At 63.0% G+C, this 17512-nt stretch carries 11 protein-coding genes; 7 read left to right on the forward strand and 4 right to left on the reverse strand.

Translation table 11 applies throughout. The features are described from left to right. The first annotated feature begins 247 nt into the window (after positions 1 to 247). The 3 genes from pdxT (at position 248) to EP30_RS06295 (ending at position 5055) form a co-directional block, all read left to right on the forward strand. A complete protein-coding gene (gene pdxT / locus EP30_RS06285; protein ID WP_094664129.1) occupies positions 248 to 868 on the forward strand; it encodes a pyridoxal 5'-phosphate synthase glutaminase subunit PdxT in 621 nt (206 codons plus the stop codon). Positions 869 to 1631: 763 nt separating this feature from the next. Continuing rightward, entirely contained in the window at positions 1632 to 3767 is a 2136-nt protein-coding gene (locus EP30_RS06290) for a beta-galactosidase (RefSeq protein ID WP_140557113.1), read from the forward strand. 211 nt (positions 3768 to 3978) lie between these two features. Further along, positions 3979 to 5055: a LacI family DNA-binding transcriptional regulator gene (locus EP30_RS06295; RefSeq protein ID WP_140557075.1), complete on the forward strand. Its 1077-nt coding sequence runs from the start codon at positions 3979 to 3981 to the stop codon at positions 5053 to 5055. A gap of 79 nt (positions 5056 to 5134) precedes the next feature. On the opposite strand, the gene EP30_RS06300 is transcribed toward EP30_RS06295, so the two are convergent. Beyond that, positions 5135 to 6529 (reverse strand): NAD-dependent succinate-semialdehyde dehydrogenase, encoded by a 1395-nt coding sequence (locus tag EP30_RS06300; RefSeq protein ID WP_094664125.1) that lies wholly within the window; start codon positions 6527 to 6529, stop codon positions 5135 to 5137. Between the two features lie 552 nt (positions 6530 to 7081). On the opposite strand from EP30_RS06300, the gene EP30_RS06305 reads away from it, so the two are divergent. Continuing rightward, positions 7082 to 7855, forward strand: coding sequence for a sulfite exporter TauE/SafE family protein (locus EP30_RS06305; RefSeq protein ID WP_338024204.1), 774 nt, complete (start codon positions 7082 to 7084; stop codon positions 7853 to 7855). Positions 7856 to 8241: 386 nt separating this feature from the next. Here the strand turns inward: EP30_RS06305 and EP30_RS06310 are convergent, their stop codons facing one another. Continuing rightward, a complete protein-coding gene (locus EP30_RS06310) occupies positions 8242 to 9909 on the reverse strand; it encodes a hypothetical protein (protein ID WP_140557077.1) in 1668 nt (555 codons plus the stop codon). A 303-nt stretch (positions 9910 to 10212) separates the two neighbouring features. Between EP30_RS06310 and EP30_RS06315 the strand changes: the two genes are divergently transcribed. Together EP30_RS06315 and EP30_RS06320 are read left to right on the forward strand one after the other, a co-directional pair. Continuing rightward, complete coding sequence (locus EP30_RS06315) at positions 10213 to 12090, forward strand: alpha-glucosidase (RefSeq protein ID WP_140557079.1); 1878 nt, start codon at positions 10213 to 10215, stop codon at positions 12088 to 12090. Between the two features lie 160 nt (positions 12091 to 12250). After that, complete coding sequence (locus tag EP30_RS06320; protein WP_140557081.1) at positions 12251 to 13447, forward strand: LacI family DNA-binding transcriptional regulator; 1197 nt, start codon at positions 12251 to 12253, stop codon at positions 13445 to 13447. Between the two features lie 43 nt (positions 13448 to 13490). Here the strand turns inward: EP30_RS06320 and EP30_RS06325 are convergent, their stop codons facing one another. Next, positions 13491 to 13685 (reverse strand): hypothetical protein, encoded by a 195-nt coding sequence (locus tag EP30_RS06325; protein WP_140557084.1) that lies wholly within the window; start codon positions 13683 to 13685, stop codon positions 13491 to 13493. 471 nt (positions 13686 to 14156) lie between these two features. On the opposite strand from EP30_RS06325, the gene EP30_RS06330 reads away from it, so the two are divergent. Then, positions 14157 to 15752, forward strand: coding sequence for an MFS transporter (locus tag EP30_RS06330; RefSeq protein ID WP_181160826.1), 1596 nt, complete (start codon positions 14157 to 14159; stop codon positions 15750 to 15752). 30 nt (positions 15753 to 15782) lie between these two features. On the opposite strand, the gene EP30_RS06335 is transcribed toward EP30_RS06330, so the two are convergent. Further along, a complete protein-coding gene (locus EP30_RS06335) occupies positions 15783 to 17300 on the reverse strand; it encodes a glycoside hydrolase family 88 protein (RefSeq protein WP_219846798.1) in 1518 nt (505 codons plus the stop codon). Positions 17301 to 17512 lie beyond the last annotated feature (212 nt).

Here is a 17512-nt window from a genome sequence, read left to right on the forward strand (position 1 = left end):
ATGACGATATCGCGGTGTCGACTGTCAAGAAGACGGCCGACATGATGGTAGTCATCACGGCACATCGCTGTTGCGACATCATGTGTCACGACGTCATGCGTCACATGGGACACCATCCCAACGGTAGCGCGTCATGCGTTTTGCGAGACCATCGCTTCGGCTCCTCTCTTCGGAGGGGAGCCGTTGACTTTTCACCATCTGAAACTGAATATTTTGACCATCTGACTATGGAAAGACGGGAACGACATTGGTAGTAGCCGTTGAATACATTTCCAAGGAGGAGTCCGACCAGGCGGAATCCGCCAAGCACGGCGTGACGGGCATCCTCGCCGTGCAGGGAGCGTTCGCCGAACACGCGGCCATGCTCGATCGACTAGGTGCGCAGTGGAAGCTGCTGCGTGCCGCCGAGGACTTCGACGATTCGATCGATCGTGTGATTCTGCCGGGAGGCGAGTCGACCACGCAGGGCAAGCTGCTGCGCTCCACCGGACTGTTCGACAAGATCGCCGCGCATATCGCCGCGGGCAAGCCTGTGTTCGGTACCTGCGCCGGCATGATTCTGCTGGCGAAGAAGCTCGACAACGACGACAACGTCTACTTCGGCGCACTTGACGCCGTGGTGCGCCGTAACGCGTACGGCCGCCAGCTCGGATCGTTCGCCGCAAACGCCGACTTCGGTGATATCAAGGACTTCCCGCTGGTGTTCATCCGCGGGCCGTTTGTTGTGTCCGTGGGGGACGATGCCACCGTGGAGACCGAAGTGAACGGCAACGTGGTGGGCCTGCGTCAAGGCAACATCCTCGCCACCGCATTCCACCCCGAGCTCACCGACGACACCCGCATCCACGAGCTGTTCCTGAGTCTCTGAGCCGTTGCGCGGACGGTCTGGTGGGCCCTCGTTAGTGTGAGCTCACACTAAGCGTGCACCCCCGCAAAACGTTGCAATTCCAACATCCCTGTTTCTTAGTGTGATCACACTAAGGAATAGGGATGTTTGGTATGTGGGCAGATTTTGGTATGTGGGATTGTAAGGTGACGGCATGCCCCGTTCTGGGTATTGCCGGACTCTTGTTCTGGGTATAAGCGGACGTCTGGGTATAACCGGGTAGGTTAGGGGTGGAGATGGGGGTGCTGGTGACATGGTTTTACCCAGAGTCGGTGTTCATGACCCGGTTTGGCCCTGAGTCTTGTCCTGTGTTACCCAGACCTCTGTCCGGTTCGACCCAGAACGGGGTGGATTGGTTTTGATGTGTCCGGTGTGACCCAGATTCTTGTCCGGTTCGGCCCAGATCCCTGTCTTGAGTTACCCAGATCCCTGTCCGGTTTGACCCAGAACGAGGTGACGATCTTTCGGTGTATCTGGGTTTGGTTATGTACCGCGGCCCTATGGAGGGTCTGATGATTTTGATTTTCTGGTACAACGGTATACCATAGATCTCGGTACACAGTTGTACCACGTCCGACGGCACGACAGCAGCGTAAGGAGTTCCCCCATGTCCCAGCGTTTTCCTGAATCCTCCGAATCGTGTGACTCATCCGAGCCGCACGAATCCTCCGTATTCCCCACATCGTCTAGGGGCCTCAAATCTCCTGAATCTCCTGAATCCCACGAATCCCCCGAACCTACCACGATCCGCCCACGTCGCCCCTTTCGCTGGCCGAGCCTACTCACCGACAGCGGTCGCGGCATCGCATTCGGCGGCGACTACAACCCCGATCAGTGGCCCGAAGACGTCTGGGACGACGACATCCGTCTTATGACACAGGCCGGCGTGAACACGGTGGCGTTGGGCATCTTCAGCTGGGGTCGCATCCAGCCCGCTGAGGACGTGTGGGACTTCGACTGGCTCGACCGGATCATCGACAAACTCGGCCATGCCGGCATCGCCGTCGATCTGGCATCCGCCACGGCGACCGCACCGCAATGGCTGTACCAACGGCATCCCGAAGTGCTGCCGCGTGATCGATACGGTCATGTGATCAACCCCGGCTCGCGTCAGGCATGGCGTCCCACCAGTCCGGTGTTCAGGGAATACGCGCTCGCGATGTGTCGCAAACTCGCCGAACGATACGGCGACAATCCGTTCGTCACCGCCTGGCACATGGGCAACGAATACGGCTGGAACAACCGCTATGACTTCTCCGACGACTCGCAGCGAGCCTTCCGCACATGGTGCGAACGCAAATACGGCACCATCGAGGCGCTGAACGAGGCGTGGGGAACGGCGTTCTGGTCACAGCAGGTTCAGTCGTTTGACGAAGTGCTGCTGCCGTATCACATGGGCGGCGACTCCATGGTCAACCCGCCGCACTGGGCCGATTTCGAACGGTTCGGCAACGACGTGCTCAGAGACTTCTACTGCGCCGAACGCGACGCGATCGCCAAGATCTGCCCCGACAAGCCGTTCACCACGAACTTCATGGTATCCACCGACCAGTGCTGCATGGACTACGCCGACTGGGCGAACGACGTCGATTTCGTGTCCAACGACCACTACTTCCACGAAGGCGAATCACACCTCGACGAACTCGCCTGCTCCGACGCGCTCGTCGACGCGTTCGCGCTCGGCAAGCCGTGGTACGTGATGGAGCATTCCACGTCCGCCGTGCAGTGGAAACCGCTCAACATGCGCAAGCGCAACGGCGAACTCCTGCGCGACTCCCTCGCCCATGTGGCCATGGGTGCCGACGCGATCAGCTTCTTCCAGTGGCGGCAGTCGCGGTCCGGTGCCGAGGCGTTCCACTCGGGCATGGTGCCGCACGCCGGCGAGGATTCGGCCGTGTACCGCGGCGTGTGCGAACTGGGTGCCGCACTGCGCACGCTGTCCGACGCGGGTGTGCAGGGCACGGAACTCCGTCGTTCCGACACGGCGATCCTGTTCCACGCGGACTCCGAATGGGCCACGCGCAGCCAGACCCTGCCGAGTATGAAACTCAACCACTGGCATGACGTGCGCGACTGGTATCGCGGCTATCTCGACGCCGGTCGCCGCGCCGACATCGTGCCGCTTGACTACGACTGGAGCGGATATGCGACGATCGTGTTGCCGACCGTGATCATGCTGTCCGACGATCATGTGCGCAGGATCGCCGAATTCGTCAAGGCCGGCGGCCGCGTGATCGTCGGGTATGCGACCGGACTGATCGACGAGCATTTCCACGTCGGTCTTGGCGGATACCCCGGCGTGGGCGATGGTCTGCTGCGTGACGTACTTGGCGTGCGCAGCGAGGAGTTCAACATCCTCGGTGCCGAAGCGGACGGCGAGCCGAGCGAGATCACGCTGTCGAATGGCGCAACAACCCGACTGTGGCAGAACGACGTCACGTCGGTGGGGGAGCGCGCTCGCGTAATCGCCACATACCAAGGTGCCGCGGCCGCCGACTGGGAACTCGACGGCGTGCCCGCTATCGTGCGCAACGCGTACGGCGAGGGCGAGGCATGGTACGTGGGCTGTGACCTGGATCGTGCGGATATCGCGCGGCTCGTGCGCGAACAGCTGGGCGGCGGCGAACTGGCCGGTGACGTTGCCAACGGGCCGGACGGCGAGGTGATCCATACCGTGCGCGAAGGCGCGGATCAGGACACCGGCGCGTCCGTGCGATTCGACTTCATCATGCCGCGCGGCAGGAAGGACGTGGCCGTACACGGCGTGGCCGGCGAACCGATCGTCATGCATCGTTGCGAGAAGATCGACGATGGCAATGCGAACGTTCGTGATTACGTTCTTCATCGCAACGCCATCCTCATCACCCGCACTGTGGAATGATGTCGATGTCATAACGCCGATCTGTGTGGCCATGCAATCATTCCGCATCGTCCCGTATTGGTCATGCGGCTCCGTAGTATGGCAATGACCAGTATGGCAGTGACCGGGCGCGTCGCATTTCTGCTCCCGGCCGCGCCCAACCGCGCCCGACGTTGCCTGACCGCGCGCCCAACCACTGCCATGATCACCGTGATGAAGGAGCCTCATACTCATGCCACAGCACAGAAAACGCGTGACGTTGCGCGACGTGGCCGAGGCCGCCGGAGTCTCGCTCAAAACCGCATCCAACGTGGTCAACGGCAACGGGCGCATGACGGACGCCACGCGCGACAAGGTGCAGTACGTGATCGCCGAACTCGGCTATCGCGTGAATGTGTCGGCGCGCAATCTCAACCGTGGGATCACCGGTTCGATCATCCTCGCCGTGCCCATGCTGTCGGCGCCGTATCTCGCCAATCTGGCGAGCGCCGTCATCGAGGCCGCCCGGTCGCACGAGTACTCGGTGTTCGTCACCACGTATGCGGAAGGATCGGCCACGGGCGCACGCGCGCTGCTGCGATCGTTCAACAGCACGGTCAGCGATGGCGTCATTCTGTCGATGTCGGAGATGGAGCGGCTTGAGCCGGACGATCTGCGCGTGGATTTTCCGTTGGTGACGGTTGGGTCGCGCACGGCTTGGGATCTTGTCGATCGCGTGACGACCGACGAGATCGGCGACGCTACGCGGGCTGCCGGATATCTGATCGATCGCGGCAGCACGCGACTTGCGGTGATCGGCGCACATCGTCAGTACGATCACGATGCGCTGGCCGATGCTGCCGACGGCAACGCGGAACTGCGACTGCGCGGCATAATCGAGGAATGTGAACGGCGTGGAATGCTGCTGGACCCCCGATTGGTGGGTGTGACAGGGCATGATTGGACGATCGGCAACGGTCAGGCCACCATGCAGCGGCTGATCGATACCGGAACCGCTTTTGACGGCGTGGTCTGTCTCAACGATCAGCTGGCGATCGGCGCACTGACCGCGTTGCATCTGGCCGGCCGTGACGTCCCGGGCGATGTGCAGGTGATCGGATTCGACAACAACGAGGAATCGCAGTATCTGCTGCCGCCGCTGACCACCGTGGACTCGTCGCTCGACTGGATCGCGTCCACCGCGGTCGATCGTATGCTTGCGCGCATTGCCGCAACCGCGGGAAACACACGGGGGAATGGCGGTGAGGCCATTCCCCCGGAGACGTTGCGTACGCAATCACGGATCATCGAGCGTGCCACCACGCGATAGCGGTGACGGCACCGGCCGGTTGGCCCGGTGCACCCGGTGGGCTCGGTTGTCTCGGTGCACCCAGTGCACCCAGTGAACGCTACCCGTTGATTACCACTTTCTGGTTGACGAACTCCTTCAGTCCCAGATCGATCAATTCGCGACCGTAGCCGGAGTTCTTCACGCCGCCGAACGGAATATCCGGTCCGGACGCGCTCGACCGGTTGATCGTCACCATGCCGGTGTCGAGTCGCCGCGCGATCTCCTGCGCATGATGCACATCCGCGCTGAACACCGAACCACCCAGCCCGTACGGGGAATCGTTCGCAATGCGAATCGCATCCTCCTCGTCCTTGGCGTGGTACAACTGCGCCACCGGTCCGAAGATCTCCGTACGTGCGGCGGGCGTGCCCTCCGGAATATTCGTGATCAACGCCGGCGGGTAGAACGCGCCTTCGTTGGGCGTGCCGTCGGCGGACCATCCGGGCACTTCCGCTAGATATTCGATCGACGCGCCCTGCGCCACGATGTCGGCCACCTGACGCTCCACCTGAATACGCGCGTGCACGCTCGACAGCGGGGCCAACGTGGTCGTGGGATCCGCGGGGTCGCCGGCCACCAGCTTCGCGGCCTCGGCGCGGTAGCGGTCCACGAACTCGTCATAGACGTCATCCACCACGATGAACCGCTTCGACGCGACGCACACCTGACCCGCGTTGCGGCAACGACCGCGCACGGCCCATTCGGCGGCGGCCGCCACATCCGCGTCCTTCAGCACGATGAACGCGTCCATGCCGCCCAGCTCGAGCGTGCTCTTCTTCAGATGCTTGCCGGCCAGCGACGCGATCACCGCGCCCGCGTGCTCCGATCCGGTGAGCGCCACGCCGCGCACATACGGGCTGGCGATCACATGCTCGGTGAGCTCATGCGGCAGATACAGGTTCGTGAACACGCCGTCCGGCGCGCCGGCCCGGTGGAACAGTTCGGACATGAGCGCCGCGCACTGCGGCACGTTCGACGCATGCTTGAGCAGCACTACGTTGCCGGCCGCCAGCTGCGGCGCGGCCACGCGAATCACCTGATAGTACGGGAAATTCCACGGCTCCACCGCGAAGATGATGCCCAGCGGATCGTTCACCAGATGCACGTTGGTGTCGCCGAATCCTGCGGTCTGCAGCAGCTTCGGCGCGAGCAGCGACTCGGTATGCTTCACGTAGTACCGCAGAATCGCCACGCACACATTGACTTCGGCCACCGCCTCGCTGGTGACCTTGCCCATCTCCAGCGTGAGCATGGACGCGAACGCCTTGCTCTCGTGCTCGAGGATGTCCGCGGCGGCGGACAGCACCTTGGTGCGTTCGGTAAGCGGCTCGTCCCGCCACCATTCGTATGCGTGATGCGCCACGTCAAGTGCGGTGTCCACCTCTTCAAACGTGGCCATGGGGAAGGTTTTCAGCGTTTCCCCGGTGTACGGATTAGTCGTTGCATATGCCATTGCGGTCTCCTCTCTGAGGACCTGCGGTCGGCGGTGACGAGCGGCGTCGGTGCCGGTCATCCCCCCCACCGGACGAGTGCCAGTCGTTGCCGATATTGTTCCTGTCGTTGCCATGATTTCGGCTTCGACACAACGTCATTATCCCTCGAAAAGGGGGCTTTGCATAGATGCCTTGGCCGGGAGCGGTCGCTGTTCTTCCGGTATTCGTACAGTATTCGTTTGTTGTTCGTGCAATTATCCGGGGATTTGCTCTCGTGCAATCCACGATGGTGGTGTGCTGTGTTGTAGTGTGCTGCGCTGCGGCGAGGCACGGACGTGCGCCGATATCGTGTTGTTGCGTGTGCTGTTGCGTGGGTCGTTACGTGGGCCCCGATCGGCATGGTGTTGGGCATGAAATCCTCTCGTGCGGAGGGCGCGCCGCAGAGTAATGTGGCCGACGTGAGTGAGGCAAAGAACGTGACGAATGACAAGAACGTGAAGAATGACAAGCCCGTCGACAACGGTGAGGGATCGTCCACGCTCGGCGAGGGACGTCCCGCAAGCCACGTATGGATGATGCTGATCGGTGTGGGCATCCTGTCCGGATTCCTGTCCGGCCTGTTCGGCATCGGCGGCGGCACGGTGATCGTGCCGGCTCTGGTGTTTCTGGGGCTGTCGCAGCGTCACGCGGCGGCCACGTCGCTGGCGGCGATCATCCCCACATCCATCACCGGCGTGATCTCGTACGCCACGGGCAACGATGTGGACTGGATCGCGGCGCTGCTGCTGGCGTGCGGTCTGGTGGTCGGATCGCAGATCGGCAGTTGGCTGCTCGCACGACTGCCGGAGGTGGTGTTGCGCTGGGTGTTCGTGGTGTTCCTCGTGTTCGTGATCACCTCGCAGATCGTGTTCACGCCGTCGCGTGACCATACGATTCACATGACCGTGATCACCGGTGTGCTGCTCGCCCTGCTCGGCGTGGGCATCGGCACGCTTGCCGGTCTGCTGGGCATCGGCGGCGGTGCGGTGATGGTGCCGGCGCTGTCTGTGCTGTTCGGGGCCAGCGATCTGATCGCGCGCGGCACCTCGCTGCTGGCCATGTTCCCCAGCTCGATCGCCGGTACCATCGCCAACACCAAACGCAAGCTCGTGCATCTGCGCAACGGCCTGACTATCGGCATCACCGCGGCCATTATCGCGCCGCTCGGCACGCTGGCCGCCGGTGCCGTCTCGCCGCGTATGGGTGCTAACCTGTTCGCGCTGTATCTGTGCGTGCTGCTGGTCCGCAGTCTGTGGACCGCGGTGAAGATCACGCCCGGCCTGCGCGAGCGTTTTGTGCGCAAGTAGTTAGTGTCGGGTGCCGGTGCCGGTATGGCTTTTCTGCCCTGTCGTTGATGTCGGGTCTTTTGCTGCTGGGAGCTGGGCTGTCTGCATGCCGCTGATGGAATCAGGCCTGCCGCATGGACGCTTCAGGGTGCACGGCGTAGGTCTCCCCGTAATGTAGGTGCGGCGCAGGCGGAAGCCCTCTACTCCTACTGCTGGTCGGACTGCGTGGATGTGCTGTCCGACAGGGTACCCTGACCCTGACCTTGACCGTTGCCGGACGACTGCTGCCCGTTCGATCCTGCGCCGCTCTGCGGGCCTTGCTGGCCGTTGCTGCCGCCTTGGTTTGGAGTGGTCTGTTGCGGCTGGTCCTGCTGGCCGCCACCGGGTTGCTGTTGCGTGGTGTCGGGTTACTGCTGAGTACCGTTGCTGCTGTTGTTGCTCGAGTCGTCGGTGCTGTCGTTGCCTCCGGTGCTGTACTGGTTACGGTTGTAGCCGTTCCCTGAATAACGGTTGGTCGACTGGCCGCTGTTGCCTGAATTGCTGGAATTAGAACCGTTGGAGCTGCTATTCGACCGACGACGAGTGGAGCTGCCATTCGAGTTCGACGATCCGGAACCGCCGCCCACGCTCGACTCCTCACTCGGCATGGAATCCTTCACATTCGTCGTGGCGGTCTCCAACGCGGTCTTCGCTTTCTCCAGCTCGGCGGCAGTCGCATTGGTCTTCTTCTCCGCAGTCGTCGCGTTGTCGATCGCCGTCTTCAATGCGGATCTGGTCACATCGTCCACCACGCCGTCGCTCGTGTCATAGGCCGTCTGCGCGCTTGGCAGCAATGCCGTGATCTGCTGCTTCAGCGTGCCGATCGTTTGCGAATCCTTGCTGGTGTTCACCGCCTTGGCCGCCGCATTCACGTTTGCGATCGCCTTGTCGGTCTCCGAGACCAGCTTGCCGTTGGCGTCCGCGGCCGCCCGCAACTCCGCCGTGGGCATGGAGTTACGGCAGTCGCGCACATTGCCGGATACGTTCGCATCGTTGATGGCCTGCTTGAGTTTGCTGACCGTGGTGGCGTCGGACACGTCGGATGCCGCGGTGGCGGCCTCGTCCTGGGCGTCCGTGATCGCGGTCTTGAGCTTCTTGGTGGCGCTGTCGTAGTCGTTCGCCGCCGTCGCGCAATCCTGCATGGCCGTGGCATGCGCCCGATTGTCGCTCATGTTTTTCCAGATCAGTACGCCGGCGACCACCAGCACGACCGCCGCGATCGCTGCGATCACCAGACGTATCAGGCGGCGACGCTGCTTGGCGCCACGCTTGTTTCCGCCCTTCCCCGCGTTGCTACTTGCAGCGGTTGCGCTGGACGGTGACTCGTTCTGATCGTTGTGCGCCGGAACGTTGATCTTCGGCATGACAACAGTTTCGGACGATGCGTTACCCGAACCTGATTCCGGAACGGCATCGGTGACCGGGCCTGCGTTGGTCGCGGCCCTGGGAGCTGACGGCGTGAACGCCGGGGCGACCGGAGTCGTGGCACCTTCCGCCACATCGCCGGCGGCTGCGATCGGCGTACTGAAATCCTCCAGCGTCGCTTCCTTGGTGGTCGCATCCTGTGATATCGGAGCGATCACCGTGGTATCCGCCGCGAGATCCGGCATCATCGAATCGGGGATGTCGTGCTTGGCTGCCGGGGCGAATACAGGTTCCTCGGCTGCAGGCGACGGTTGAGCAACCGGACGCAGCACCTCCGTTGCGCCTGATTCGGCTACTGGGCTTGGCGTGGTTGTTGCGCCGGTCAAGTCGGGGGCGTCATCAATCGTATCGGTTGTCGGTGTTGCCGTGGCGGGTGCAGCCGGCGTATTCGTTGTCCCCAACACGGTTGTAGCGTCACTCGTGATGGTGCTGGCCGCGCTCGCGATATCAAACGGTTCCGGGAACGACAGATCGGGGATGTCCCAATTGGAAAGAGCATCGTATGAATCGTCGCTGGTGCCGGCGAATCCCTTGTTGTTGTCGTTGTCGTGCTTGTGCTTGTCGTCCCTCGTATCGTCTGTTTCAAAGTCAGTGTTGTTACTGCCGGTCATGTTGTCACTTCCCCACACGATCGGGCCGGCCGTTCCTCTCGCGGTCGCCCGTCCTGTCGAATTCCAACTGCATCTTAGACGTGATTTGTGGCTGTGGCGCGGTGTTTTGAGGAACTGCGGACGGCAGATAGGCCTCGTTCCCGGGTAGGGGAGGCACATGCGGATTTCCCATCATTGTTGAAACTTTGAATTTGAACGTTAAAATATCCATGGTGGTACGTTCGTCCATCAGACCGCTGGCGTTATATTTGGACGGACCGCAAACCGGCATGATGCTCGAACCCAGACAGGAGAATCAGGACAATGACGACTGAACAGCGCACGCCTCTACCCGATACGATCCGCACGAACGGAGCCGAGAAGAACCCGTGGTGGGCCAACGCGGTGGTCTATCAGGTCTACCCGCGCAGCTTCCAGGACACCAATGGCGACGGCTACGGCGATCTGCCCGGCATCACCAGCCGTCTCGACTATCTCGCCGATCTGGGCGTGGACGTGATCTGGCTGTCGCCCGTCTACAAGTCCCCGCAGGACGACAACGGCTACGACATCAGCGACTATCAGGACATCGACCCCATGTTCGGCACGCTCAACGACATGGATGAACTACTTGCCGAAGCGCACGACCGCGGACTCAAGGTGGTCATGGATCTGGTGGTCAACCACACGTCCGACGAACACGCCTGGTTCCAGGCCTCGCGCGACAAGAACGACCCGCACGCTGACTGGTACTGGTGGCGTCCCGCCAAGGAAGGCCACGAACCGGGCACTCCGGGTGCGGAGCCGAACCACTGGGGCTCCTACTTCGGCGGATCGGCGTGGGAATACGATCCCAAGCGCGGCGAATACTACCTGCACCAGTTCTCCAAGAAGCAGCCCGACCTCAACTGGGAGAACCCCGACGTGCGCGCCGCCGTATACAAGATGATGAACTGGTGGCTCGATCGCGGCGTGGACGGCTTCCGCATGGACGTGATCACGCTGATCTCCAAGCACGTGGACGCCAACGGCGAGCTGCCCGGCGTGGGTGCCAACACCGAATCCGACGGCCCGATCGGCCCGGACGGCTACTCCAGCCCGAACCCGTTCTGCGCCGACGGCCCGCGTCAGGACGAATTCCTCGCCGAAATGCACCGCGAGGTGTTCGATGGCCGCGAAGGCACGCTCACCGTGGGCGAGGCCCCCGGCATCACCGCCGAACGCAACCAGCACATCACCGATCCGGCCAACCGCGAACTCGACATGCTGTTCCTGTTCGACCATGTGGAGCCGGGCGGCGGCCAGTCCAAGTGGACCGCCGAACCTTGGAAACTCACGCATCTCAAGCACTGCCTCGCCGGTCATCAGCACGCCGTGAAGAAGACCGGCTGGACCAGCCTGTTCTTCAACAACCACGATCAGCCGCGCGTGGTCTCGCGCTGGGGCGACGACTCCACCGACGAGCTGCGCGTGCGCTCCGCCAAGGCCATCGCGCTGCTGCTGCACATGCACCGCGGCACCCCGTACGTGTATCAGGGCGAGGAGCTGGGCATGACCAACGCCTACTTCGACTCCCTCGACCAGTACCGCGACCTCGAATCGATCAACATGTACCATCAGCTCACCGAGTCGGGTGTGATGACCCCGGAAGCGATGATGGACGCGCTCAAGGCCATCAGCCGCGACAATTCGCGCACGCCCATGCAGTGGGACGCCACCAAGTACGCCGGATTCACCGCGCCGTACGCGCCCACCGAACCGTGGCTGCCGGTCAACGACAACCGTGACGTGGTGAACGCGAAGAAGGAGAAGCGCGACCCCGACTCCGTATACAACTTCTACAAGAAGCTCATTGCGCTGCGCCATGAGAACCCGGTGATCTCCGCCGGCGAGTGGGAGATGCTCGACGCCGACGATCCGCAGGTGTACGCATTCGTGCGCACGCTGCGCAACCCCAGCCTCGGCGGCGGTATCGACGGCTCCGGCGAGCGCAGGATCGTGGTGGTGGTGAACATGTCGAGCGAGTCGGCGAAGATCCCCGCCGAGGCGGCCGACCTGCTCGGCTTGGGACTGGCCGGCACCACGCTTGGCGGTGTGAGCGCCGACCGCATCCTGATCAGCACCTACCCGACCGAGGACACCGCGGCCGACCTGCTCTTCGGCAAACTCGCTCCTTGGGAGGCCTTCGCCTACGAGCTGTAGTCCGGCGGTCCCATAGAGTCCTACAGCCCGCGCCCAGTCCGCACCCCTCCGTCCGTTACAATGACGATGGCGGAGGGTGCGCGAATCATCGCGCCGGCCGATGCGTAGTGGTGCTCATTGTCTAGTGGTGCTAGTGGTGCGGACTGCAGGAGGTTGCGGAATGGTCGGAATGCGTGACGTGGCGCGCAAGGCCGGGGTGTCGCTGAGCACGGTGTCCCTGGCGGTGAACGGCACCGGATATGTGGCGGACGCCACGCGCGAACGCATCGAAGCGGCCATGGCCGAACTCAACTACGTGCCGAACGAACTGGCCCGCAACCTGTTCCGCGGCCGTACCAATCTGATCGGCGTGACCATCCCCACCGTCGCGCACCCGTTCTTCGCGCAGCTCACCGCCGCATTGCAGCGTCATCTACACGACGTCGGACTGCGTATGATGCTGTGTTCCACGGCCGATCAGGAGCGCGGCGAAAGTGAATACATCGACATGCTCAAGCGGCAGATGATGGACGGCATCATCATCGGTTCGCACACGAACCAGCGTCCCGAATACTGGCAGGGCATCGGCCGGCCGGTGGTGGCGTTCGACCGATTCCTGGGGGAGGGGATCTCGTCCGTCTGCTCGGATCATGTGCAGGGCGCGCATCTGGCCGCCCGACTGCTTATCGATTCCGGCGTGCGTCATGTGGTGGAGATCGGTGGTCCGCGCTCGCAGTTCCATGATCTTGCCGTGGCCTCGAATGCGGGCGATGTGGATGATGAGAGTTTCGCGTCGGTGCTGTCGGCCACGGTGGACGCCGACGACACCACATTCCCCACGGTTCGATACCACCTGACGTTCGAGCGTGATCTGGCCGAGGCCGGTGTGCGCTGCGATTATGTGGCGGTGGATCATGTGAGTGATCCGTCGCTGTTCGAGAAGGCCGCCGAGGAGGCGATTCGTCGATTCCCCGATGCGGATGCGATCATTGCGCCGGATCTGGCCGCCGCGCATTGCGTGCGGCTGGCGTTGCGTGAGGAGCGGGTTGCCGCCGCGGCCGCCGCCGGTTCGTCCGCGTCCGGCTCGGTTCGGCATATTCCCGACGATCTGCAGATCATCGCCTATGACGGTACGACGGCTGCGGAACTGGCCGGTATGACGTTGACCGTGATTCGTCAGGATCTTGACGCCATCGCGGCGAAGCTTGTCGAACGCATGCAGGAGGCCATCGCCGCGGAGAACGATGCCGATTCGCATGGTAAGCGTGAGCGTTCGTCCGCAGCCGGCTCCGGCTCCCTGTCCGAAGCGTCGTCGTCGGTCGCCGCATCCTGCGATCTGATCCCCGTCACGCTGGTCCGAGGCGAAACCACGCGCTGACGCTGTTTGACTGACACTGTTTGGTGGCAGGTATCCGTCCGCCTCAGTCGTGATCGTTGCGCCCGACGGGTGTGGACGTGGCGGAGAATCCGAGGAACATGGCACCCAGAACCAGCATGATCGACAGCCAATGCCAGTCGGTGGTGCAATATATGACGATGCCGGCGATCAGTGCGATCCAGATTGTGGCGACCTTGACCCATCCGCGTTTCTGATCGGGGCGACGTATTCGACTCATTGTGTCCTCACAATCTGCCGTTGCCGGCCGTACCCTCCGACGGAACGGCGTTCTGCGGCGCAGTCTGCCTGCTGCCGGTGACAATTCCCATTGTATCGAGCGCTGGCGCTGAGCAATTACGGGCTGAACAAGACGAAATCCGCGATTCGTAGTGGGTTACGGACGTTTCGGGGCCGAATTCCGTCCGCAAACCACTACGAATTCCGGATTTCGTCCATATGGGCCCGTGTTGTGCGGTGAATTGCATCGGTGGGCGAGCGCCAGACGACCGATCTGCTGTCCGAACCGCCGGTCGTCATCGTGTGATTGCCGCATCGCCTCTGTGCCGTCAGCGTTCATACGTTCATTTCCCGTTCCTATGCACGGTCTAATATGCGAATCGGAAGTAGGGAATCCGCATTCGCGAGCGATGTACGCGACTGTGTGGGCACACGTAATCGACTGACGTGTGGGAATGAGAAGGGACGATTCATGAACGAGGATTTCAAGCGTCCGGGCATCGATGACAAACCCGATCCGGACAAGGTGCTGACGCCGGAGGACAAGGCGGCGATCGCGCGTCTGGCTGTGCTGCCCGAGTCCGCCGAACCGGAGGCGAGCCGTACCGAGGCCGCCGTGCAATCCACCAAGCTGGCCGCCGAGGCCGCCGCCCCCATGGCTGCCGCCGCATCGGTCGCTTCGATCGACGCGGCTGTGCCCGACCCGAACTCCGCGTTCCTCGACATGCGCGACCCGATGGTCGCCGCCGACGGCACGCGTCCGGGCAAACTCGACATCACGCGTCTGACCATCGCGTTCACGCTCAGCGCCGTGCTCTGCGCCATCCCGTGGATGGCCCTGGGATCGGTCGTGGTCCCCGAAATGCTCGACCGCATCGATCCCGCCGGCCGCGAGTCCATGTTCGCCGCGATCAACGCGGTTGGCGCGATCGTCGCCCTGATCTCCAACGTGCTGTTCGGTGCGCTGTCCGATCTCACGCGCACGAAATTCGGCCGTCGCACTCCGTGGATCGTGGCTGGCGGCGTGCTCACCGCGCTGTTCGTGCTGTTGCTGGGGGCCGCGCACGCGTTCCCGGCGATGCTGTTCGCCTGGTGTGGCATGCAGCTCGGCTACAACATGATGCTCGCCCCATTCGTGGCGGCCATGGCGGACCGTCTGCCCGACAAGGTCCGCGGCCGCGTATCGCGCTGGTACGGTACGGGCATCGCCGTGGGCCAGATGCTGGGTCTGCTTGTCGGCGCGGGAATCCTCGCCGCATCCGGTGTCGATACGGACGTCTTCGGTGCCGGCGCGACCGATCTGTCCGCGCTGCGTACCGTCTTTGCCCCGTCCGCCATCCTGTTCGCGCTGATCGGCATCGTCGTCGTGCTGATCTGGCCGCGCGAACCCTCCAGCGTGGAACAGGCCAACGTGCGATTCGACATGCACGCCCTGCTCGCCGATTTCCGTCCGCCGCGGCATGCGCCCGACTACTACCGCCTGCTGGTGGCGCGCACGCTGATGATGGCCGGCTACGGCATCATCCCCATGTATGAGCTGTATGTGCTCAAGTACTATTCGTTGGCCAGCGTGATCGCCGGGCCGGGTGCGTTCGTCACGTCCGCGCCGGCGTCGTTGCCGGTCGCCATTGTCATCGCGACGATGGCCGTGATCGCATTGGCCGCATCGCTGGTCGCCGCGCTCGTGGTCGGTCCTCTGGTCGATCGGTTCGATGTGAGTCGCAATCTGGTGATGGTGTGCGGTCTGCTGTGCCTGATCGGCGTGATCCTTCCATGGATCCTGCCCAGTGCGCTTGGCATGTGGCTGTTCGCCGCGATCGCCGGTTTCGGCTACGGTCTGTACAACGCCGTCGATCATGCGATGAGCATGACGGTGCTGCCTGATCCGTCCGACGCCGGTCATGATCTCGCCGTGCTGAATCTGACGAATACGCTGAGCGTGGTGCTGTCCGCGATCGCCGGTGCCGTCGCGGTGGTGTTGGGCGGCTACTCGTGGCTGTTCTGCGTCGCCACGGTTATGATTGCCGCGGCTGTCGTGCTGTTTTCCATGATCAAAGCCGATCGCTGACGGGCTCCAGCCGGTCGTCAGCGATCGTCGTCACCACCATAGATCCGCCGCAATGCCTTTGAGTCGCAGCACCGTCTCAAGGAAGAAGTAGTCGGCGTACACGATCGGGATGTGAATGCGTTCGGGATCGTGATATTCGACCGAGCATAGCTGTACCAGACCGTCGCGGTCGGCGTCCCAGTCGCAGGCGCGGTCGTCCACGGCATGCAGCATGGTCAGCGAGTTGGCGAGGCACCAATCCGGGGTGAGCGCGGGCGCGGGTTCGTCGGTCGAAGTGTCATCGACTGCGGTCTCCTCGGACTGCCGTTCCGCGCATTCCTTGAGCGCGCGGGCCAGTTCGAGCAGTCCGTCGGCCGCCACGCAGGACGCGATGGCATCGTAGTAGAGCGGCTCGTCGGGCTGACGGAAATCCAATCGTGCCAGTCCGCCGGTCACCGTCACCTGTTCCACGAAATAGCGGGCCACGCGACATGCGGCGTCGAGATACCGTCGGTCGCCGGTGTGCCGGTACATGAGCGCGAATCCGTAGATCGCCCAGCTTTGGCCGCGGCTCCACGACGAGCCCTCCGCGTACCCCTGACCGGCGGGCGCGCCCACGAATTCGCCGGTTTCCGGATCGAACTGCACGATGTGGTTGCATGATCCGTCGGGTCGTACGATCGTGCGCAGCATGGTGTCGGCGTGCATGCGGGCGATGGCGGCGAATCGCGGATCGTTGGTCTCCCGGCTCGCCCAGAACATCAGCGGCATATTCATCAGCGAATCGACGATCGCCCAGCCTTCCCGTCCGGGCTCGTTCCACGCGCGGATGAACCGTCCCACGGGATTGAACCGCCCGGCGAGCATGGTGGCGGCGTGCAGGGCGTGGATGCGGGCGGTCGGACTGCCGGTGATGCGCCAGTCCGCCACGCCCGACAGCAGCCAGACGAATCCGAGATCGTGATCCACACGCTCGTAGTCGGCGAGCACCGGATAGAGCACGGTCTCCTCGATCTCACGTGCCGGTGCGGCGAACGCGAACGAGCATGACGGCAGATGCGCCAGACTGCCGGACTGTTCCGCATCGCGCAGATTAGCGAGAAGATCCTTCGGGTCGGCGGGGTGGTCGGAGACGTGGACGCGCTCGGACCGGCCGAACAGCATACCGGTCGCGGGTGTGGCGTTGGAGCCGTGCGGGATCGGTGCCGTGTTCGTGTCGGTGACGTTGGCGCCGGCGGACGGCGGGTCGGGCGCGGTGTTGGCGGCACGGCCGTGTGCGGCATGGTCCGTATGGTCTGCGTTGGCGGCCGACGTGCGGTCGAGGCATGCGGTGGCGACGGTCATCTGCCAGAGGATGCCGGGCCAGAATCCGTTCACCCACCAGCCGGGAAACACCTCGGCCATGTTCTCCTCGTAGCGGCCGTCGTGTGCGATATACGGAATCTGCGCGCCCACGCGTTCGCGTTCGGCGGCGAATTTCTCCACCAGTCGGTCGGTCGTCTCGTTGATCCATGTGGATTCGCCGTCGGTCAGTTGTGCACCGAACGTGCTGTGCACGTCGAACGTCATCGTCCCTCCTTTGGGCCGTCATGCATCGTCACATCGTTGCGCGCACTCCCGTTTCGGGTGGTCCGTTGTGCGCGCGAACATCCTGTCAGTAATTGTACAATTAAATGAGATCAAAGTTGATCATTTCTGATAATTGGTGAATTCGAGCGTATGGTTCCGGAACACAACGCGCGTTGCGTCGGTCTGTTCGGCAGAGTGGCACATCCTATTGT

It is taken from the genome of Bifidobacterium sp. UTCIF-39, assembly GCF_006408715.1.
In the GTDB taxonomy this organism is placed as follows: domain Bacteria; phylum Actinomycetota; class Actinomycetes; order Actinomycetales; family Bifidobacteriaceae; genus Galliscardovia; species Galliscardovia tissieri.

Coding starts and splice junctions, on each gene's coding strand:
- EP30_RS06295 (WP_140557075.1), top strand. CDS start 3,979: ATGCCACAGCACAGAAAACGCGTGACGTTGCGCGACGTGGCCGAGGCC.
- EP30_RS06300 (WP_094664125.1), bottom strand. CDS start 6,529: ATGGCATATGCAACGACTAATCCGTACACCGGGGAAACGCTGAAAACC.
- EP30_RS06305 (WP_338024204.1), top strand. CDS start 7,082: ATGATGCTGATCGGTGTGGGCATCCTGTCCGGATTCCTGTCCGGCCTG.
- EP30_RS06310 (WP_140557077.1), bottom strand. CDS start 9,909: ATGACCGGCAGTAACAACACTGACTTTGAAACAGACGATACGAGGGAC.
- EP30_RS06315 (WP_140557079.1), top strand. CDS start 10,213: ATGACGACTGAACAGCGCACGCCTCTACCCGATACGATCCGCACGAAC.
- EP30_RS06320 (WP_140557081.1), top strand. CDS start 12,251: ATGGTCGGAATGCGTGACGTGGCGCGCAAGGCCGGGGTGTCGCTGAGC.
- EP30_RS06325 (WP_140557084.1), bottom strand. CDS start 13,685: ATGAGTCGAATACGTCGCCCCGATCAGAAACGCGGATGGGTCAAGGTC.
- EP30_RS06330 (WP_181160826.1), top strand. CDS start 14,157: ATGAACGAGGATTTCAAGCGTCCGGGCATCGATGACAAACCCGATCCG.
- EP30_RS06335 (WP_219846798.1), bottom strand. CDS start 17,300: ATGACGTTCGACGTGCACAGCACGTTCGGTGCACAACTGACCGACGGC.